Source organism: Hafnia alvei, from assembly GCF_034424155.1.
GTDB classification, from domain to species: Bacteria; Pseudomonadota; Gammaproteobacteria; order Enterobacterales; family Enterobacteriaceae; genus Hafnia; species Hafnia alvei.
This window is the reverse complement of sequence record NZ_CP139992.1, coordinates 2,554,989-2,573,521: the sequence shown is the minus strand read 5'-3', so window position 1 is coordinate 2,573,521 and position 18,533 is coordinate 2,554,989. Positions and strand designations below refer to the sequence as shown.

21 protein-coding genes and 1 pseudogene are annotated in these 18,533 nt (G+C 47.8%); 9 read left to right on the top strand and 13 right to left on the bottom strand.

Features of this window, described 5'->3' with window-relative positions; translation table 11 throughout:
- The 6 genes from U0008_RS12130 to rluE all read right to left on the bottom strand — a co-directional run bounded on the left by U0008_RS12130 (position 1) and on the right by rluE (position 6,485).
- Positions 1 to 1,440, bottom strand: coding sequence for a hydrogenase 4 subunit D (locus U0008_RS12130; protein ID WP_043493856.1), 1,440 nt, complete (start codon positions 1,438 to 1,440; stop codon positions 1 to 3).
- A gap of 15 nt (positions 1,441 to 1,455) precedes the next feature.
- Positions 1,456 to 2,406: a respiratory chain complex I subunit 1 family protein gene (locus U0008_RS12125; protein ID WP_043493560.1), complete on the bottom strand. Its 951-nt coding sequence runs from the start codon at positions 2,404 to 2,406 to the stop codon at positions 1,456 to 1,458.
- Positions 2,407 to 2,416: 10 nt separating this feature from the next.
- Positions 2,417 to 4,432: a hydrogenase 4 subunit B gene (hyfB, locus tag U0008_RS12120; protein ID WP_043493558.1), complete on the bottom strand. Its 2,016-nt coding sequence runs from the start codon at positions 4,430 to 4,432 to the stop codon at positions 2,417 to 2,419.
- A gap of 1 nt (position 4,433) precedes the next feature.
- Complete coding sequence (locus U0008_RS12115) at positions 4,434 to 5,054, bottom strand: 4Fe-4S dicluster domain-containing protein (protein ID WP_043493556.1); 621 nt, start codon at positions 5,052 to 5,054, stop codon at positions 4,434 to 4,436.
- 279 nt (positions 5,055 to 5,333) lie between these two features.
- Complete coding sequence (locus U0008_RS12110; RefSeq protein ID WP_025797016.1) at positions 5,334 to 5,786, bottom strand: NUDIX hydrolase; 453 nt, start codon at positions 5,784 to 5,786, stop codon at positions 5,334 to 5,336.
- Between the two features lie 72 nt (positions 5,787 to 5,858).
- Complete coding sequence (gene rluE, locus U0008_RS12105) at positions 5,859 to 6,485, bottom strand: 23S rRNA pseudouridine(2457) synthase RluE (RefSeq protein ID WP_043493552.1); 627 nt, start codon at positions 6,483 to 6,485, stop codon at positions 5,859 to 5,861.
- Positions 6,486 to 6,726: 241 nt separating this feature from the next.
- Between rluE and icd the strand changes: the two genes are divergently transcribed.
- The 3 genes from icd to U0008_RS12090 all read left to right on the top strand — a co-directional run bounded on the left by icd (position 6,727) and on the right by U0008_RS12090 (position 9,862).
- A complete protein-coding gene (gene icd / locus U0008_RS12100; RefSeq protein WP_025797012.1) occupies positions 6,727 to 7,980 on the top strand; it encodes an NADP-dependent isocitrate dehydrogenase in 1,254 nt (417 codons plus the stop codon).
- A gap of 399 nt (positions 7,981 to 8,379) precedes the next feature.
- Positions 8,380 to 9,195, top strand: a complete 816-nt coding sequence (gene cho, locus U0008_RS12095) for an excinuclease Cho (RefSeq protein WP_043493854.1) — start codon at positions 8,380 to 8,382, stop codon at positions 9,193 to 9,195.
- 229 nt (positions 9,196 to 9,424) lie between these two features.
- The gene (locus U0008_RS12090; RefSeq protein WP_043493551.1) at positions 9,425 to 9,862 is read left to right on the top strand and encodes a VOC family protein; all 438 of its coding nucleotides are present in this window, start codon (positions 9,425 to 9,427) and stop codon (positions 9,860 to 9,862) included.
- 65 nt (positions 9,863 to 9,927) lie between these two features.
- Here the strand turns inward: U0008_RS12090 and U0008_RS12085 are convergent, their stop codons facing one another.
- From U0008_RS12085 to U0008_RS12065, 5 genes are all read right to left on the bottom strand, one after another.
- Entirely contained in the window at positions 9,928 to 10,386 is a 459-nt protein-coding gene (locus U0008_RS12085; protein ID WP_043493549.1) for a GNAT family N-acetyltransferase, read from the bottom strand.
- A 145-nt stretch (positions 10,387 to 10,531) separates the two neighbouring features.
- Positions 10,532 to 10,876, bottom strand: coding sequence for a colicin E1 family microcin immunity protein (locus U0008_RS12080; protein ID WP_043493546.1), 345 nt, complete (start codon positions 10,874 to 10,876; stop codon positions 10,532 to 10,534).
- 393 nt (positions 10,877 to 11,269) lie between these two features.
- A complete protein-coding gene (locus U0008_RS12075; protein WP_043493542.1) occupies positions 11,270 to 12,112 on the bottom strand; it encodes an MBL fold metallo-hydrolase in 843 nt (280 codons plus the stop codon).
- A gap of 13 nt (positions 12,113 to 12,125) precedes the next feature.
- Complete coding sequence (locus U0008_RS12070; protein ID WP_072008171.1) at positions 12,126 to 12,452, bottom strand: hypothetical protein; 327 nt, start codon at positions 12,450 to 12,452, stop codon at positions 12,126 to 12,128.
- A gap of 4 nt (positions 12,453 to 12,456) precedes the next feature.
- Positions 12,457 to 13,002: a hypothetical protein gene (locus tag U0008_RS12065; RefSeq protein ID WP_043493541.1), complete on the bottom strand. Its 546-nt coding sequence runs from the start codon at positions 13,000 to 13,002 to the stop codon at positions 12,457 to 12,459.
- 167 nt (positions 13,003 to 13,169) lie between these two features.
- Here U0008_RS12065 and U0008_RS12060 point away from each other — a divergent pair, with 167 nt between their 5' ends.
- The gene (locus tag U0008_RS12060; RefSeq protein WP_043493539.1) at positions 13,170 to 14,072 is read left to right on the top strand and encodes a LysR substrate-binding domain-containing protein; all 903 of its coding nucleotides are present in this window, start codon (positions 13,170 to 13,172) and stop codon (positions 14,070 to 14,072) included.
- 100 nt (positions 14,073 to 14,172) lie between these two features.
- Here U0008_RS12060 and U0008_RS12055 read toward each other — a convergent pair whose 3' ends face one another.
- Positions 14,173 to 15,381 (bottom strand): MFS transporter, encoded by a 1,209-nt coding sequence (locus tag U0008_RS12055; RefSeq protein ID WP_043493537.1) that lies wholly within the window; start codon positions 15,379 to 15,381, stop codon positions 14,173 to 14,175.
- 103 nt (positions 15,382 to 15,484) lie between these two features.
- Between U0008_RS12055 and U0008_RS12050 the strand changes: the two genes are divergently transcribed.
- Both U0008_RS12050 and tolA read left to right on the top strand, forming a co-directional pair.
- Positions 15,485 to 16,426: a LysR family transcriptional regulator gene (locus U0008_RS12050; RefSeq protein WP_043493535.1), complete on the top strand. Its 942-nt coding sequence runs from the start codon at positions 15,485 to 15,487 to the stop codon at positions 16,424 to 16,426.
- A 29-nt stretch (positions 16,427 to 16,455) separates the two neighbouring features.
- Positions 16,456 to 16,839 (top strand): cell envelope integrity protein TolA, encoded by a 384-nt coding sequence (tolA, locus tag U0008_RS12045; protein WP_043493533.1) that lies wholly within the window; start codon positions 16,456 to 16,458, stop codon positions 16,837 to 16,839.
- A 122-nt stretch (positions 16,840 to 16,961) separates the two neighbouring features.
- Here the strand turns inward: tolA and U0008_RS12040 are convergent, their stop codons facing one another.
- A complete protein-coding gene (locus U0008_RS12040; protein ID WP_051874146.1) occupies positions 16,962 to 17,198 on the bottom strand; it encodes a hypothetical protein in 237 nt (78 codons plus the stop codon).
- Positions 17,199 to 17,283: 85 nt separating this feature from the next.
- On the opposite strand from U0008_RS12040, the pseudogene U0008_RS12035 reads away from it, so the two are divergent.
- The 3 genes and pseudogenes from U0008_RS12035 to U0008_RS12025 all read left to right on the top strand — a co-directional run.
- Positions 17,284 to 17,397 (top strand): annotated as a pseudogene (locus U0008_RS12035) (hypothetical protein); the annotation flags it as partial.
- Positions 17,398 to 17,515: 118 nt separating this feature from the next.
- Entirely contained in the window at positions 17,516 to 17,761 is a 246-nt protein-coding gene (locus U0008_RS12030) for a YmjA family protein (protein ID WP_043493530.1), read from the top strand.
- Between the two features lie 399 nt (positions 17,762 to 18,160).
- A complete protein-coding gene (locus tag U0008_RS12025; RefSeq protein WP_043493527.1) occupies positions 18,161 to 18,463 on the top strand; it encodes a hypothetical protein in 303 nt (100 codons plus the stop codon).
- Positions 18,464 to 18,533: the final 70 nt, after the last annotated feature.

Below are 18,533 nucleotides of genomic sequence, written 5' to 3'. Positions count from 1 at the left end.
TTATCCAAGCCAGGCAACGGCGATAAAACTTGAGAACACCGACATCGCGATCAGCACCACCAGCACGATACGCATGGCCAGAGGAACCGGTGCCGCTTGGGCGACCTCTTCGCTCGGCGTGCCGGGAATGACGCGACCGAACCAGTAAATAAACCATGCAAAGCTGGCGACAGACTCGATGAGTACCAACACCATTAATGGCGTCATGACCCAAAACTCATGTGAAAGCGCAAAACCTGCGGCGAAAATAGGGAATTTGCTAAAGAAGCCGTTAAACGGGGGGACGCCGGTAATGGCTAAGGCGGCCACGCAGAATCCGATGCCTAGCAGCGGCATTTTTTTCAGCACGCCCTTCAAACGCGGCAGCATTCGGGTGCCGCAGCTGTAGCTGAGTGCTCCGGCAATCAAGAAGAACAGGCTCTTGGCAAAAGCGTGGTTGAAGATGTAAGCCACACCGCCTTCAAAGGCCAGCTTAGAGCCGAATATCGATAGCGAGAGGGCGAGGAAAATATAAGAAAGCTGAGTGATGGTCGACCACGCTAACAGGCGTTTCATATCCTTTTGCGGCAGATACATCAGGAAGCCATAAATCAGCGTGATGGTGGCCATGACGATGCCTATCCAGCCGATAATATGCGGCACTTCTCCGGCAGAAAGGATGGCACGTGCAAAGATATAAACACCGACTTTAACCATTGATGCCGCATGTAAATAGGCACTGATAGGCGTTGGCGCTTCCATGGCATCAGGTAACCACGCCTGTAGCGGTAGCTGGGCCGATTTCCCCCATGCGGCAAACAAGATACCGCCGAACACGATATAGCTGGCGCTGCCGTGCAAATTGGCGAGAGCGCTGAGGGCAAACGTGCCGGTATTAAGGAACAGCGTGGCGGCAGCGAGATACAGACCAATCGAGGCCACATGAGTGATAAGCAGCGCTTTCATGGCGGAACGCTGAGATTTTGGCGTTTGGTAATAGCCAATCAATGCCCAGGAACAGCCGCCCGTGATTTCGAAAAACAGCAGTTGCCCCAGAATGGTGGATGAAAGAACCAGCCCAACCATGGCACCTATGAAGATCAGCAGAAATGCGTAATAGCGATTGCTCCCCTCATGCGGATGCTCTTTATTACCAACGGTGAGATAGCCGGTGGAATAAAGGCTGACCAAGAAGCCAAGAAACACGACAGCAAAAACGATAAGCGTGCTGATTCGGTCAATGGTAAAACCAAACAGCTCGACCGTGCCGTAGCTGAGCAGGGTATAGGTGACATCGGCTTTATCGTGCAGCCAATATTGCCAACCTAGAGCCAGCGTGCCTAAGGTTGGGATTAGGGCGAAGAATGTACATAGCCATTTAGCATAACGTTTGGGCGCGCAGGCGGTGATAAGTGCGCCGATAAACGGTAGCAAAAGGGTCGTTAGAGCGATATTTTCCATCATGGTGGTAGCTCCTTATAGACCGGTTAGGTAGAACACGAAGGCTAGCGCTGCGATGCCAAAGCCAAGCCATGTCACACGATGAGTCATCAGGAAGCGACCGCGAGCCAAACTGTTTTCCACCAGTGAGGCCAGCACGAATACCACCAGAAGTTTGATCAGCATGAGGATCAGTGCGAAGAAGAGCGCCGAGGCGCTGAGCGTGGCGGCCTTGCCAAAGGGAATAAACACCGCCAAAAACAGTTCTGCGACCACGACCTGCTTAAGCCCGATCCCCCACTTCACTAAGGCTAGTCCCGAGCCTGAATACTCGGTCAGCGGCCCCTCCTGCAATTCTTGTTCGGCTTCGGCGACGTCGAAGGGAATTTTTCCCATTTCGATAAAAGCGGTAAATCCACAGGCCAGCAGCGCCAAAAATGTTGCCGTTGGTGAGCTCCATCCTTGAGTTAAGGTGGCGCTAATAGTGCCAATGTTGGTCGATCCCGCGATAAGCGCTACGACTAACAGAGCCAGAATCAACGTTGGCTCAACTAAGATCCCTAAGGTGAGTTCACGGCTGGCACCAATACCGGCGAAAGTGCTGCCGGTATCCAAACCGGAAAGCGAGAAGAAAAAGCGGAATAGCGCGAAAAGATACAGCAGAGCGATTAAGTCACCCGCGCCGCCGAAGGGCGCAGTCTGTGTGAAGACGGGAAGAGACATCGCCACCAGCAGCATGCTGCCGAGCAAAACGTAGGGCATTAGGCGGAAGATAATACCGGATTGTGCTGGGCCGACTTCTTGGCGCTTAAACAGTTTGCTAAGGTCGCGATAATCCTGCCAAATCCCCGGCCCGCGCCGAGATTGCATTCTGGCGCGGATTTGACGTGAGATACCGGTCATCAGCGGAGTCATGGCTAATAGGATAATCGCTTGCACTAGCGCGAAGATCCCCATTGCCAGCGAGGGCGTTTCTTGCATCAACATGATTTTCTCCTCACACCGCAATAATCAAAAGTAGGATCACCAATGCGGCCACGATATAGAGGCAATACAGCCTGAAATCGCCACCCTGCAAATTTTGAACGCGTGAACCAAAACGGCGCACGCCACGCACCAGTGGATAAATGATGCCTTCATCCCAAAACGGTTCTGCTCGCGCGGCTCCGCGTGTGGTGCTATCCAACGCGCGCGCTAAAAGTGGGGATGGATCAAGCTGTTTACGCAGTCGATAAAGCGACATAAACATCACGCGCAGTGGTTGCGTAAAACTGCCCGCGGAGGCGGACATGGCGTCTTCCCAGCCGTAGCCGCAGGCCCAAGGATCGCCATGGCGGCGAAATTTCTGCTGTTTTCCGCGCAATGCCAGATAAACCAGCAGCGGCAGCAGCGGTAAGGCGAGTAATAAGATGAACATAACCGCCGGGGAAAGCATCGCTTGGGATGCTTGCGCGGGAACCAATAGCAATCCTTCAGATACGGTGATGGGGTGAGTGTTGACGAGCGTTGTGGCTACGCTAGAGATGATGGGCGCAACGACGCTGGCACCTGCGCCAAGCAATATGCACAGTAACGCTAAAAGCAACATGGATAGCGTCATCGGCCAAGGCACTTCACGAGCCTGAGCGGCCCGCTCGCTGCGCGCACCACCGCAAAAGCTAATGCCGTACACTTTAACGAAGCACATCGCTGCGAGTGCGCCGGTGATGGCTAGCATCACAATGGCAATTGGCGCACTTAGCCGCATGATGAAATCACCGGAATGACTCATTGAGAACAGCGATTGATAGGTGTACCACTCACTGATGAAGCCGTTGAGCGGGGGGAGTGCCGAAATGGACATACAACCGATGAGGAACGCGAGTCCTGTCCAAGGCATAAGCTTGCCGAGGCCGCCCATTTTTTCCATGTCGCGGGTATGCACACGATAAATAACCGCGCCCGCGCCGAGGAACAACAGCCCTTTAAATACGGCGTGATTCAACAGGTGATAGAGCGCACCGAGCAAGCCTAGCGCGGCGAGAACCGGATGCTGAGTGGCCATTCCAACCATGCCAACGCCGACGCCCATTAAAATAATGCCGATATTCTCAACCGTATGCCAGGCGAGGAGCCGTTTGATATCGTGCTCGGCAAGCGCATACAGCACGCCTAACACGGAAGATACGGCGCCAAATCCTAGCACCACGATCCCCCACCACAGTTCGGTGGCACCCAAAAGGTCGATACCGATCTTGATGATGCCGAAAATGCCGATTTTGACCATGACGCCAGACATTAACGCCGATGCGTGAGAAGGTGCCGCAGGATGAGCACGAGGCAGCCAGCTATGTAACGGCAGCATCCCTGCCTTGGCACCAAAGCCAAAAAAGCCCAGCAGAAAAACGGCCGAGGCCAGCCCAGGAGAAAGAGAGAGGCTGCGGAAGGAGGCAAAATTGAGGCTGCCGCTTTGCTGCCACATCAAGAAGAACGCAATCATGATGAGCACGGAACCTGCGTGGGCAATAAAGAAGTAGAGCAGACCCGCATGAATAGATTCGTCGTCCTGATCGGCGATAACCAAAAACCACGAAGCGAGCGACATCATCTCGAACAGAATGATGAAGTAAAAAGCATTGTCCATCACGACCAGCGCCACCATGGAGGCGATGAACAGGTTCATGAAGAACCCCATGCTCCACGCGCCGCGCCCGCGATACTCCTCGACATAAGAAAGCGAATAGAGCCCGCACAGGGTGACCAGCAACGAAATGACCAGCACCATAAACGCCGCCAATGGGTCCATGCGCACCACGAACTCGGCAAAAGGGAAGGGGCCTGCGGCAGAAAATGTGAGCGTTGCGGTCTGTATCAATACGGGAAACGCGCTGCACAGTCCGATAATCCCGCCAAGAATAGCGCTGATGCCGGTGGCCCAAATCGCGATACGCTCTTGCTTTGCGAAGAGTAGCGAGAGCACGGCGCCTATCACGTAGAGACCAACAGACCAGAACAACAAGTGAAGAGAATCCATATTAGAGGTGCTCCTGCGGTGGGATGGCGAGCGCCAGAAGGTCAGACGCTAACTCAGAAGAGGCCTCCAAGCGGCGTTGCAACAGCTGCTGTGCGATCAGTTTTTCATCGACCAAGTGCAGCGCATCAGTAGGGCAAACTTGGATACAGGCGGGGCCAGACGATGAGAAAGCACACAGATCACATTTGACGGCAATGCTGCGTACGCCTGCATTCCACGCTAGAAACGGCTCCATCGTCGGCGAACTGACGGGCACATCGGCCAGTTCAGCCGCGCTGACGTGATATTGAAATTGGTCAGGAAGATCGAGAGGGTGACTGCCGAAAGGCGTAATCGCTCCGAAAGGACAGACCAGACCACATAGTTTGCAGCCGATGCACAGGCTTTCGTTTAGCTCAATGGCGTCGGTGCCTTGGCTGATGGCGTTAACAGGGCATACCCTTTTACACGGCGCGTCCTCACACTGTCTGCACAGGATGGGCGCCGTTTGGTCGCCAGTACGCGTCATCGCAAGGCGAGGGTGCTGTTGTAAACCCTGTTCCTTGTGCGTCTGGGCGCAGGCCGCCAGACAAGTATTACAGCCAATGCATCGCAAAGGTTCTGCAATCACAAAGCGATTCATGTTCGGTCCTCTGGTTCAGATCACAACGGTGACTAGCATGCTCAATGCATGAGCACGATCTGTGCCAAAGAGGAGCCTGGAAAATTTCTCTAATAAAAAGAATAGGTAACGTTTTTAGGGAGAATTAAATAAGGTGATTTGAGCGGGGGTCGTCATTTTTATGAGTTAAAAAAACGTCAATTGTGACGAATAAGAATATCAAAGGTAAAAAGTGTGATCGCAAGCACGCTGTGTCGAGAGGACAAGAAAAACCCCGCCGATGCGGGGCTTATAGCTTAATTAGCTTCTTTTTAGCTCACCGAAGGTGGCGAGAATTTCCAGCGGATACCGCTCAGGGCGTTGATAGCGCAGGATACTCTCGCGTACCAGCGGCGACCGCAGGCGGTCACTGTGGATAATTTCATCGGCGGTGAGCCACAGACAACGATCGATGTCGTCATCGTGCGGCTGCGTTTCCGGCTGTTCGGGTAAATCAATCGAGAAGGTAAAACGCAAGAAAGGCGTATTGTCTGGTGCAACCCACTGATACATCTGCAAGAGGTGCTGAGGTTGGGCGTGTATGCCCGTCTCTTCCCATAGCTCACGCACCGCAGCTTCTAGCAGGGTTTCGTCGGCCTCCAAATGACCCGCAGGCTGATTCCACGTTGGTTTTCCGTGTACGGTTTCTTCTACGATCAAAAAACGATCCTGAGACTGCACGACGCAGGCAACGGTCACATGAGGTTTTAGCATCAGATTTCCTTCTTCTATGAGTTAGCTATTCATGACTGATTAACCATTTCGTTATTTGGCCATGCTTTCTGGCTATGGATATTGGATTTCTTGCCAAGCGCCGAGGGCGAGATCTTGCAACGTAATATCTCCCATGCTGTAGCGGATCAGGCGCAGGGTGGGGAAACCAATATGCGCTGTCATTCGGCGTACCTGCCGGTTACGGCCTTCATAAAGCGTTACTTTCATCCATGTGGTAGGGATGGATTTACGTTCACGGATCGGCGGATTGCGCGGCCAGAGCCATTCTGGTTCCGCAACGATTTCAATCCCAGCAGGGAGTGTCATACCATCTTTTAGCTCAAGGCCACGGCGGAATTGCTCCAGAGCGGCTTCGTCTGGTGCACCTTCAACCTGAACATAGTAGACCTTACCTGTTTTTTGCCCAGGCTGAGTCAACTGAGCCTGAAGTTTGCCGTCGTTGGTTAGCACCAGCAGGCCTTCGCTGTCCCGATCGAGACGGCCAGCCGCGTAAACATCGGTCAACGGGATGAAATCTTTTAATGTAGAGCGTCCTGCTTCATCGGTGAACTGAGGCAAAACGTCGAAAGGTTTGTTGAATATGACCACTTTTCGTGGCCCACGTGGACGCTTCACAGCCGCATTAGGACGCGAGCTGAATCGGTTAACGTTGTGATTTTTAACAGGGAATTTTGACATAGTGATTATGATAGCAGATGGTCACAACATTATAACTGAAATCGTATTCCGATTGGCGACGGACAATATTTCAAGTAATATTGACAGGTATCTTACAATGCATTAACAAAAGGCTGCATTTTTAAAAATTCATGCCTTTGCGAAATCAAGCAGTTACTGTACAAAAACGAATGACCCAGGTTAATGGGTAGTAATATTTATAAACGGTATTTTATAAGTACGTGCGCTGAAGGAGAGGTTAATGGAAAGCAAAGTTGTTGTTCCGGCTGAAGGTAAGAAAATTACGGTTGATGCTCAGGGGAAACTGGTTGTTCCGCATAACCCGGTGATTCCGTTCATTGAAGGTGACGGTATCGGTGTTGACGTGACTCCTGCGATGATCAAAGTCGTTGATGCAGCCGTTAACAAAGCCTACAAAGGCGAACGCAAAATTTCTTGGATGGAAATCTACACCGGCGAAAAATCGACTCAGGTCTACGGTAAAGACGTATGGCTGCCTGAAGAGACGCTGGACCTTATTCGTGACTACCGCGTGGCTATCAAAGGCCCACTAACCACCCCGGTTGGCGGCGGTATTCGTTCTCTTAACGTTGCACTGCGCCAGCAGCTCGACCTCTACGTTTGCCTGCGTCCAGTCCGTTACTATCAGGGCACGCCAAGCCCGGTGAAACAACCAGAACTTACTGATATGGTGATCTTCCGTGAAAACTCAGAAGACATCTATGCCGGTATCGAATGGAAAGCAGACAGCGCTGAAGCTGATAAAGTGATCAAATTCCTGCGTGATGAAATGGGCGTGAAGAAAATTCGCTTCCCTGAACATTGCGGCATCGGTATCAAGCCTTGCTCGGAAGAGGGCACTAAGCGTTTGGTTCGCGCGGCGATTGAGTACGCGATCACCAACGACCGTGACTCTCTGACGCTGGTTCACAAAGGCAACATTATGAAGTTCACCGAAGGCGCATTTAAAGACTGGGGATACCAGTTGGCGCGTGAAGAATTCGGCGGCGAACTGATTGACGGTGGCCCATGGGTTAAAATCAAGAACCCTAAAACCGGCAAAGACATCATCGTTAAAGATGTGATCGCGGATGCGTTCCTGCAACAGATCCTGCTGCGTCCTGCTGAATATGACGTTATCGCCTGTATGAACCTGAACGGTGACTACATTTCTGATGCGCTGGCTGCACAGGTTGGTGGTATCGGTATTGCACCGGGCGCTAACATCGGTGATGAATGCGCTCTGTTTGAAGCGACTCATGGCACCGCACCTAAGTATGCGGGTCAGGATAAAGTAAACCCTGGTTCTATTATCTTGTCCGCTGAAATGATGCTGCGTCACATGGAATGGTTCGAAGCGGCTGATTTAATTGTTAAAGGTATGGAAGGCGCAATCGCTGCCAAGACCGTGACCTATGACTTCGAACGTCAGTTAGAAGGCGCTAAGCTGCTGAAATGTTCAGAGTTTGGTGACGCGATTATTAAGCACATGTAATCAGTTAACGTCTGAATATGCCAACGGGAGCCTAGTGCTCCCGTTTTGTTGTCAGTTTCGGCTAAGTTGTACTGACTCGAAACAATTTATATCACCTCAATAGGACTTTATTCAATGTCTGCTCATAGTAGACCTTATGAACTTGCTCTTTGTCCGCTGTGTGCCTGTAGCCGCCATAGCTTTTATCGCGCGATGTTGCGTTATGGGGAGTAGGTCGCTGAAAGCTAGGCATGACTTACAAGGCAATAGAAAGACATTACGATGTACCATGTCTAGTCTATGAATTAGGCATCCGCAGTACTAATTAGGCGTCTGTTAACAACTTTCTCTAAAGGCCACTCTTGAGCGAGCCCATCTCTGGCTGAAAGGAGGCAATAAGTGTCAATATTAGATGAGGATATGTATAAATATCCAGAGCATCTGAAGAACGAACTCGCGGCCCTCCCTTCGCGACCAGGGGTATATATTTTTCATGGTACAAGTAAGACAATGCCGCTTTATATCGGTAAAAGTGTCAATATTCGCTCTAGGGTTATGTCGCACTTTAGGAATAAGAATGAAGCAAAACTGCTTCATTTAACCACCCATATTGAACATATAGAAATGGCGGGTGAGCTAGGGGCTCTGCTGATAGAAGCTCAGTTGATAAAGGCACAAAAACCATTGTTCAATAAAAGGCTGAGACATGCTAAGCAGCTTTGCTCGCTATCGCTAAAGCATAGCGGCGTTGAGGTTGTTTATGCTGGAGATCGTGGCTTTTGGCACGAAGACCAATTATTCGGTTTATTTCCCAATAAATCGTCAGCATTAGATGCATTAAGAGCGGTAGCTGATCAGCAAAGACTCTGTTATGGCGTATTAGGTTTGGAGCGTTTGGTTCAAGGACGTTCTTGCTTTCGTTATGTTCTTAAACGGTGTGCCGGCGCTTGCTGCGGTAAGGAATCGCTCGAAGGGCATCAGCTGCGTTTGGTGCAAGCGATGGAGAGCATGCGTGTGCAGTGCTGGCCATATGATGGCAAAGTTGCTGTTGAGGAAAGCAGCGAGACTCTCACTCAGTATCATATTATTAATAACTGGTTTTACTTAGGGACAGTCGGAAGCTTGCAAGAGGCCAAATCAATCAACACTACGGCAGATTGCTTCGATAGGGACGGATACAAAATATTATGCAAACCGTTACTGAGTGGGAAATTTAATATTATTGCTTTGGAATGAATTGAAGTTATTCCCGCTACAATCTTTTATATTTAATGCTCACTGCCGCTTAGTTCGTATTGGAGTACTCATATATGCTGGTGCCGTGTCTTGCTAAATCTCTTATGAGCGAGGCGTAGATGCAATGGATTCCGCTCATATGGCACCGAGATGTCAATATTAGACGTGGCGGTTTAGTGAGTCGTAGTATAAATTTAGAATTCAATTTCAGACAATTAGGGAAGCCGGCATGTTGCAGAATTTACAGGGAATTGAAGTTTTGTTTGTAGCAGGGTTTGGCCCAATCTCGCAGAATACTGAATCCAGCTCCGAATTTTATGTGCAGGTACTCGGTCTACCGCTTAAACCAATGGAAGGTAACAGCGATTACCTGCTGTCGGAAGAGTGTATGCTGAAGGGCGTTAAGCATTTTGCCGTCTGGCCGTTATCACAGGCCGCAAATTCATGTTTTGGTGCTGACCAGTGGCCAACCGAATACCCAATACCGCAGGGATGGATTGAATATGAGGTACAGGATCTCGATTCAGCTACCCGTATCTTGAGCGAAAAGGGTTATCGCTTGTTGGTGGCTAACCGCATGGAGCCTTGGGGGCAAGCAGTGACTCGCCTGCTTAGCCCTGAAGGGTTGCTCACTGGGCTTACAATAACCCCATGGCTTCGTGGGTAATTCAGACGAGTTGTTGCCAGCAACAACGCCCGCAGGCGACGCCAAGCCGTCAGGCGCGGTAAGACTCAGGCGTCCGCATACACCATATCCTGATGGGGGATGCCGTCATCCAGGTATTCATCGGACACCGTTTTAAACCCGAATCCCACATAGAATCTGACGAGGTGAGACTGCGCCGAGAGCTTTATCGCCTTGTCTGGCTCATTATCGTGGATAAGGGACATTGTTTTTTCCATCAACCTGAAGCCCAGCCTCTGCCCCCTGAATGTGTCATCAACAATTACCCGCGTGATTTTGGCCGCATCCGGTGAGTCATCCACATGCAGCACCCTCGCGTAGGCGACAAGCTTTTCGTTGCTGTAGCCAACAATGTGGAGGGTACTTTCAGGCAGATCCTGCCCGTCAATATCCTGAAAAGGGCAGGCCTGCTCCACGACAAAAACCGCGATGCGCAGCGCCAGAATATCATGCAACTGCCGTGCGCTGAGGCTGTTGCCCCGCAATGCCTTCCAGCTTATTTCCATCTTTAATCCTTACCTTATGTCTTGACTATTATGTTGCGGCCATGCCGGCCTTAACGCGTCCGGCTGGCTCACGCCAAAAATCACCAGCAGACCGCCGAAAGTTCTGTCGCTCTTAATCTTTATCGCTTTTGAGTCTAGTGTGATATTAACGTTTTTTATTTATAACTGGATAAAGCATGAACAATGGTATTGATAACAACGCACAAAGCATATATGAAAAAATAAAAAGTCCCCGTGATGGGCCATCAAAAGTAAAATAATATCGCCACGTTTCTTTTTTCATTATTTTCATTGCTAACTGCTCTAAAACAAAGAAAGAAAAAGGATAAATAACTGCGCCTATTGCTAAATAGATAGCAACATACGGCATATAGGGTATGTATGCAGGAAAGATCAATCCATCTTGTAAGTCGTTCAGAATATTGTAAGCAAGAAAACCGGGGCCAAATAAACCCCAGAAACAGTTTTTTAGATAATATGTGGCAGTCATTTCATGAGCTTATTGAGATGCTTGTTGCATAAGATTGTATCTGAGGGGGAGTAAGAGTGGCAAGGCCGTAACCGCTTAAGCAGGTTTGGCCCACAGCTCGTTGAGTAGCAGAAACTAATATTAAACGCATGTAATCGAGTCATGTCTAAACATAGCAACGGGAGCCTAGTGCTCCCGTTTTGTTATTATTTAATTTTAGGGCTATCAAAAACCCGTGGTAGGTGGGAGGGTTAGACGGTAGTTCTATCTTCAGGTTCCAATTAGGCATTCCTTAGTTTTTTATGATTATTGTTGGTGGATAGTCGCTAATATTTAGGTTCGCTTTGTGCCATAAGTAGACTTTGATAACTTTGCGTTGACCCATCAATGGGTGAGTAAGCTAGGCATTACCATTCATTTCTGAGGGTAGGAAATATGATATCTATTATTCCCCCTGAGAACGAGAGCAAAGCCAGCACGGCCTAAGTGCATACTTCCAATAAGCAGTTTTTCTCTGACTACCTGTTCCAAAAATTTTCTCCGTGTTTCTTCGGCTTGAGCAGGATCGACGTCAAACAAAACGGAAACAGTCGGTTGTGCCGACTGAATATGCGGATAATGGAAGATGTCCCCGCCAATTAATAAGCTTTGACCGCCCGAATCAATACGAAACCCTGTATGCCCAGGTGTATGACCCGGTAGCCACACTGGGACGATGCCCTTTGCTATCTCGCTATTGCTAAAAAAACGGATCTTCTGTGCATAAGTATCTAACGTTTGACGGGCCAGCCTGATATTACGTTGTCCACGTTCACTCGCTATTTTAAGTTTTTCATCATCCCACCAGTATTCCGCTTCGAGAGAATGAAGAAGAAGTTCAGCATGCTTAAAGGCTGGCCGTTTTTCAGCATCCAATAGGCCTCCGATGTGATCTGGGTGGCAGTGTGTTAATAAGACTGTATCTACTTCGTTAGCGCTGATCCCGAGGGCTGCGAGATTTGCTTTGAGCTGCCCGCCCACGTTGTTCAGTCCCCCAGCACCGGCATCGATCAGAATCGTTCTCCCCTGACCACGAATGAGATAACAGGTGATATGGATATTACCTGGCTCCGTAATCCCAGCCGTGTACTGAATATCCTCTGCATCAGTTGCTTCAATGCCGGATAGTAAATCTAGGCTGGCAGACATATCGCCATCACTCAGAGCCGTTACCTGAAAATCCCCTATCTGACGGGATGGGAAGATCTGATTGTTCATAAATACCTCAAGGTTAGTTGCGGGCGTATAGTTGTGATGAAGTAGAACCAAAACAGCGAATACGGGCTATTAGCCCCGAAGCCTGCTGAGTGGCGAGATCCAATTCATACATAAAGTTCTTCATCACTTCTGGCGTACGCAGTGTTGTCATACGATAAAAAAGTTCGGCGTATACCAAATGCCCGCATCCAGGTTTTATATCGACATATATGATATGAACTTTTTCGGGTTCTGCACCGAGAATGCCACAGCAGAGAGCGCTACAGTTATGAGTAAAACTGGGAAGGTCCGCAAACCTGTCCGATTGATCTTCAGAAATATAAAAAGTCAGATTAGGCATGATTTTATAGCTTCGCTCTTTGATAGCCCTTAACAGAATTTTGCAACTGCGATGTAAGGGGGTCGTAGAGATAGACCCCGGGTACATCCGCAAACGATGCTGCATTTTCACGTGGCAGAATGTATGCAATGCGACGTTCCGGGAATTTATCCAGTCCTACCGCGTGCATTTCCAGAGCCCGGTACCTAGGGGCTGTCGCTACAGAGCTTATCGGTTGAGCGCACAATAGCAGGATTTCATCTGGGGATACGGCCGGAGCCAGACCTTCACATTCATATAGATTTCGATACCAGTCAGTGATATATGCCTGCCAACGAGAGAAATTCCCACCCCCTTTCAGCCGATAATCATCACTGCTAAGAACATCCGCATTTTTAACGGTATGAATGGCGAGGTAAACAGGCTTACCGGCTTTGGCGGCACGGAAACGCTGAGACGTACTGAATCCGATAACCGATATTAACGCTGGCAATTTTTCCTGGCTGTAAAATTCATTCCACTCATCCTCGCTATCAGGATCGTTATATGAGCATTCCACGGTATAGAACATCGACTTCCCTCCACATAAAACAAGTAGCAAGAAATTAATAAACCTAATCAATGATTTTTCATCATGCTACCCACTGTTTCTCCCTCTATAAATCGATATTATTTCATGGTTTAGTGATATTAACTCACTGATGGCGCACCACAGACACAGAGAAAGGAACCGTTTTTATGCGCAGAAAAATACCCAGTAGCGCTTCCCTGCAAGCTTTTGATGCCGCCGCAAGGCATGGTAATTTTGCCAGGGCCGCAGAGGAACTATCGCTGACGGAAGGAGCCATTAGTCGCCAGATTGCACGCCTTGAACTTTTGCTCAACCGTAAACTGTTCGACCGTACGGGAAGTCGCGTGAAGCTCAATCCAGCAGGCGCACACTATGCTCATCACATCCGCGAAACGCTTGAGCGGCTCGAACGGGATACTCAGTACATAATGGGAATACCTGAAGGAAGTAAGAGTCTGGATATTGCTGCTCTGCCTACCTTTTCCAGTCGATGGCTTATTCCTCGTCTGGGTGGTTTTAAGGCTATGTATCCGGATATAACATTGAATATTGCTGCCAGAACCGATCCTTTCATTCTGACCGAAAGTGGTTTTGACGCCGCTATTCATTTTGAGCATCCAGCATGGGCGGGCATGCGCATACAATTTCTTTTTGAGGAAAAACTGGTACCTGTATGCCAACCGACACTGTTAACGGATAAGGACGTCTATGAACAATTAAACGATATCCCACGGATCCATCGGCGGCAGAATCCGGATGCATGGCATCACTATGCGAATGAAAATGAAATAAGTCTTGGCAATCCGACGCAGGGAGTTCGGTATGATCTTCATGAAATGGCTATAGCTGCCGTAATGACAGGACAGGGCGTTGCCTTGGTGCCGCGGATGTACGTCCAGAATGAATTGAGCCGTGGCTTACTTGTTTCGCCTTGGCCAGAGTCAGAAAGTCTGAGCAAAAAATTTTGTCTAGTAAAACCGCCGGAAACTGGAGTAAATGAAGCTGCATTGGAGATTTTTGAACGATGGTTGCTTGCTGAAATACATACTCTTGCAGAAGCATCTATTTGAAGCCATTAATGCCAAAGTATGACATCACGCTCGCCGTTCGCTCATAGCGGACCTGACAGCTAACTGTACTGTTCACTTTGTGCCAACAGCGGACGTTATGCTAATCAATGATGAGATGATCTGGCGAGATCTTACGTTTAGCCAGTTTCTTTTGCAGAATGATTACGATAATTGGGAGTGCTAATGCGGAAATTGCACATACTGCCAGTAACATGTTCACATTTTGTGGTGCCATGCCATGATTAGGTAATAGAAAAGCGGACAGGAAAAATGCAACGGTTGTAATTAGATACATTATTGATGTCTGTAATGAAGAGAATCCAGCTCGTTGGCTATCATCAGGAAACTGAATTGTAACCGCCGAAGATGAAACCAAACGACTGTAAGATGCGCCAAGAAATAACATAATAAATAACGCCGGATGCCGATAGCCCAGCATTGGTATTAGCAAACTCAGTATAAAAACTATGGTTGAACCTGTAGCCAGAATCAAAGCAGAAAAACGGGAGGTTAATTCGCCTGTCATTTTTGTAGACAGGTACCCTGCAACACCACCGCCGAAGAACAGCCAAGTTAACAGGTCTTGAGAAGCACCTAGTTGCTGTGTCATTAAAGGTACCAGAATAGGAATGACTAACATTGGACTAAACTGTACAAGCGCATTACCTGAAGCAAACAGTAAAGTATCCCTATTGAGAGAGAGTGCGTGGCGTGTGTCGAAAGAGGCTGGGTCTTGAGGGATGATGGCGACAATCAGTGGCAACGCCAACAAACACAGTGTACTGATTAACCACAAAGCGGCATGCCAACCGTAATGAGTACAAAGAAATAATATAGTGGGCATTCCTACAATGCTTACCATCGAAAATGACGCAATCACCGTCGCCAACATTTTTCCACGCAAGTTAGTCGGTGCGTGGTTTATCAATATACTTATACCCACCCCCATTGTCGTACCTCCAACCAATCCCGCACAGAATCGTAATGTAAGCAGAAGACTAAAACTGGAGGTAAATGTCGTCAAAAGTGTCAGTAGGCAGAGTAGTGCCATGTTGGCGATTAAGAAACGTTTCTTGTTGAAACGGCCAATCCAGTAAAAGGCGGCAATTCCCGATAGGACTGCCCCAAATGTGTACATGCCGGATACATAGCCTGCGAATGACACGGGAACTGCGAAATCGGCGGCCATGAAGGCAAATACTGGGTTGAACATCATATATTCCAGAGCATTAGTGAACTGGATAAAAGCCATTACAATAGCTATCCGTAAGAGGGATTTATGGTTAAACGTTGTTGTGACCAGTGGCATAGCAAGTGACCTGAGGATGAAAGATATCCGAGTTTAACCGCTATCAAAGCTGTTCATTAGATGGTAAAAATGGCACTTATTATTATCATTTATGGGATAGTTGATGCGTCCGGCTCTTGATTTTAATGCCCTGAGAGTGTTCATTGCTGTGGTTGAAAGAGAAAGTTTTGTTGGGGCATCGAAAGCCCTCGAAATGCCGACATCAAATGTGAGTCGTTGTATTTCTCAGTTAGAAGACAAACTGAATCTTCAACTCATTGAGCGCAGTACCCGACATATGAAACTCACTCAGGCGGGGCACCTACTCTATACTCGTGCGAAGCCTTTATTGGAGGCGCTTGAACAAACTGAAACAGAATTAACGTTGCGTCAAATGCAACTCAAGGGCCCATTACGTATCTGTATCCCCAATGAAATAGGTCCTGCATTGTTGGGTTCTGTGGTTGCCGATTTCGCCTGTCAGCACCCTGATCTAGAAATAAGCTGCGTGACAAATTTGTCTGGTTTTGAATCCCTGCGAGATGATCTGGATTTAGCGATCATTGTTAGCCGTGGTCAGATGGATGACAGTGACTGCATAGCCCGCCATCTGGTGACTATCCCTTGCACCATCGTTGCAGCTCCCTCCATCATTCAGCGTTATGGCATCCCTTCTCGTATACAGCAATTTGAAGAATTACCCTGTATTACTACGGTAAGTGCACTTAAAGGTGCTCCTTGGCAGTTTGTTAATAAAAAAGGGGAGTTCGAGACTATTAAGGTTAAAGGCCATTATCGGGTAAATAGCGGAGAGATGGCAGGACGGGCGGCGGTATCAGGTGTCGGTTTTGCCATTCTATCGAAACAAGCCTGCCAACCTTACCTTAACGATGGACGGTTAATTGAGATTGAGTTTGAACAATCGGTAGCCCCATTGCAATTGTTCGCACTTTATTCAGATCGGCGTTATTTACCCGCTAAAACAAGAGCGCTCATTGATTTCATGCAGCAAAAATTGAGTAATATATCTTTCGCAACAACCAAACATGTTGCATCTGGGGATTAAATAGTTGTCACAGACAATGGTGGAGTAATATGAAGATATTTGTTTCGTTATTGGGAGTAGGGGCACTATGCGCGCTATCGCTTTTGTCAGGATGTAGCAATAAGACTAATTCACAAGTCGCGGACTCTAAAGGGACTGAGCTTAGCCAATCTATTAGAAATTATGCTGGTGATATTCAATCTGCAATAGAGTGGCATTTTAAAATACAACCCAGCTTCAAAGGGAAAATTTGCAATTTACGCATTAATCTTGCCCCTGATGGTCGTTTGTTGGCAGTGACTGCAGAAGATGGCGACCCAACGTTATGTAGTGACGCGGTCAAGGCAGTGAAACTAGCCAAATTCCCTAAGCCACCGAGCAATGAGGTCTATCAGATTTTTAAAAATACAATAATTGCTGTTAGACCTGATTGATTTAGACGATAAATAATCACGAGCGACTCAATCAAAGGTTATCTTTGGGGGACAGCACATTATTCAGTGAAGAAGGGATAATCTAGGGCGAATTGTATACTGTCCAATCGCATGAGTTATTTCTATGTAGCACCGGTAGCTCTATCCATTACAGGAGCTAGCATAAATGCGATACCCAGTAAGATACTAATCAGCAAAAATGCATCGGAAAATGCCATTGTTTGCGCTTCTCGCATCATTATTTGGCTGAGTAATTTTGCCGCTGCCAGTAATCCTGTGGCACTGTTACTCTCCCCTTGAATAAATATTGAGGCGTTGCTGGCAATAAATTCATCCACCGTTTGTGGCACAGACACCATCTTTTCACCTATTCTCTTTGTTGCTACGGGCAATGTTCTGCTGAAAACCGTACTGGTATCCGAGGTGCAGAGCAAAACGTTGGGAAGTGTTATTCAAATCGCCCACCGGCTAGGTTATGCTTCTGCGGAGTCTTTCGGAAATATGTTTAAACGCAAGACGGACTTTTCACCTGGTAAATATAGCATTTTGATGAGTTAAACTGCTGTCGCAGGTTCAGGCCTGATTATCACACGCCAGAAAATATAGGAAGAATGATATTATTAAAACCAGACGATATAGATCGTCACTGACTTAGATCTAACTTTGGAGATGAATTATGAATAATGAAGTATCCCTGAAATATTATGACATTTTGGATGAATATTCGACGGAATCAGCAAAACCAGTGAGCGAGTCGGAACGTGATTCTCTGGCGCATTACTTCCAGCTACTGATTACCCGCTTAATGAACAACGAAGAAGTGAGTGAAGATACGCAGAAACAGATGGCCGGCGAGGCGGGTATTGACGAGCAACGAATTGATGATATCGCCGAGTTTCTCAATCGATGGGGTAATGAGTAGCTCATTTTGCATAATGTGCTCAGTGTGGGTTGCTAGCAACATCACTACGTCTTGGTTGTTAGATGCTAGCGGCTTTACGTTGCGCTGGGTTATCAGTCCATCATTTTCGCGGTTAATGAAGAGTAAACAAATAACGTGCGGTTATTGTTTATGATATTTCATTCGGCTACTCTGAGAGCGTTGCATGTTTTAACCCAGCTTATGGAAAAGGGTGGTTGCCATGAACAACTTAAGTTGACGCACGGCTGCGGCAACAAACCACTATCCTAGCTGGTAACAGCGGATTTATCTTTTGAGTGAATATCTATGGATCAGGGAAGGGGATTTATGGATTCGAATTCTATAAGTAATTCTTTTTTATATTGATATTCACTAAGCTTTAATTATAAGTGATTAATAATGAATAAGTTTATTACTCTTTCAGCGGTGCTACTCCTTTCTGGATGTAGCACCTATCAATGGGTGAAACCGGGTTCTAATGCAAATGATGCCGCCATCGCTGAAACAAAATGTGAGGCTCAGGCCCTAAGAGACCTACCTCCAGATAATGTTGTTAGTTCGACATATACGACAAAAGATAAGAAAAATAAAACGTCTGATACGAGCTATTCGGTTTCTGACGCAAATGAGTCAAAGCGCAAAGTGCTGATTAAAGATTGCATGTACAGCAAGGGCTGGTCACAGATCGAAACGCAAAACTAACGTATTTTTAGCGGTTTTGAAAAATTGAAAAGGCCACCTTAGGTGGCCTCTTTTATGGGCTGAAACCCTG

Excerpts from the sequence above, each read along its gene's own strand:
- U0008_RS12130 (WP_043493856.1), bottom strand. The coding sequence starts at position 1,440 with ATGGAAAATATCGCTCTAACGACCCTTTTGCTACCGTTTATCGGCGCA.
- U0008_RS12125 (WP_043493560.1), bottom strand. The coding sequence starts at position 2,406 with ATGTTGATGCAAGAAACGCCCTCGCTGGCAATGGGGATCTTCGCGCTA.
- hyfB (WP_043493558.1), bottom strand. The coding sequence starts at position 4,432 with ATGGATTCTCTTCACTTGTTGTTCTGGTCTGTTGGTCTCTACGTGATA.
- U0008_RS12115 (WP_043493556.1), bottom strand. The coding sequence starts at position 5,054 with ATGAATCGCTTTGTGATTGCAGAACCTTTGCGATGCATTGGCTGTAAT.
- U0008_RS12110 (WP_025797016.1), bottom strand. The coding sequence starts at position 5,786 with ATGCTAAAACCTCATGTGACCGTTGCCTGCGTCGTGCAGTCTCAGGAT.
- rluE (WP_043493552.1), bottom strand. The coding sequence starts at position 6,485 with ATGTCAAAATTCCCTGTTAAAAATCACAACGTTAACCGATTCAGCTCG.
- icd (WP_025797012.1), top strand. The coding sequence starts at position 6,727 with ATGGAAAGCAAAGTTGTTGTTCCGGCTGAAGGTAAGAAAATTACGGTT.
- cho (WP_043493854.1), top strand. The coding sequence starts at position 8,380 with ATGTATAAATATCCAGAGCATCTGAAGAACGAACTCGCGGCCCTCCCT.
- U0008_RS12090 (WP_043493551.1), top strand. The coding sequence starts at position 9,425 with ATGTTGCAGAATTTACAGGGAATTGAAGTTTTGTTTGTAGCAGGGTTT.
- U0008_RS12085 (WP_043493549.1), bottom strand. The coding sequence starts at position 10,386 with ATGGAAATAAGCTGGAAGGCATTGCGGGGCAACAGCCTCAGCGCACGG.
- U0008_RS12080 (WP_043493546.1), bottom strand. The coding sequence starts at position 10,876 with ATGACTGCCACATATTATCTAAAAAACTGTTTCTGGGGTTTATTTGGC.
- U0008_RS12075 (WP_043493542.1), bottom strand. The coding sequence starts at position 12,112 with ATGAACAATCAGATCTTCCCATCCCGTCAGATAGGGGATTTTCAGGTA.
- U0008_RS12070 (WP_072008171.1), bottom strand. The coding sequence starts at position 12,452 with ATGCCTAATCTGACTTTTTATATTTCTGAAGATCAATCGGACAGGTTT.
- U0008_RS12065 (WP_043493541.1), bottom strand. The coding sequence starts at position 13,002 with ATGTTCTATACCGTGGAATGCTCATATAACGATCCTGATAGCGAGGAT.
- U0008_RS12060 (WP_043493539.1), top strand. The coding sequence starts at position 13,170 with ATGCGCAGAAAAATACCCAGTAGCGCTTCCCTGCAAGCTTTTGATGCC.
- U0008_RS12055 (WP_043493537.1), bottom strand. The coding sequence starts at position 15,381 with ATGCCACTGGTCACAACAACGTTTAACCATAAATCCCTCTTACGGATA.
- U0008_RS12050 (WP_043493535.1), top strand. The coding sequence starts at position 15,485 with ATGCGTCCGGCTCTTGATTTTAATGCCCTGAGAGTGTTCATTGCTGTG.
- tolA (WP_043493533.1), top strand. The coding sequence starts at position 16,456 with ATGAAGATATTTGTTTCGTTATTGGGAGTAGGGGCACTATGCGCGCTA.
- U0008_RS12040 (WP_051874146.1), bottom strand. The coding sequence starts at position 17,198 with ATGGTGTCTGTGCCACAAACGGTGGATGAATTTATTGCCAGCAACGCC.
- U0008_RS12030 (WP_043493530.1), top strand. The coding sequence starts at position 17,516 with ATGAATAATGAAGTATCCCTGAAATATTATGACATTTTGGATGAATAT.
- U0008_RS12025 (WP_043493527.1), top strand. The coding sequence starts at position 18,161 with ATGAATAAGTTTATTACTCTTTCAGCGGTGCTACTCCTTTCTGGATGT.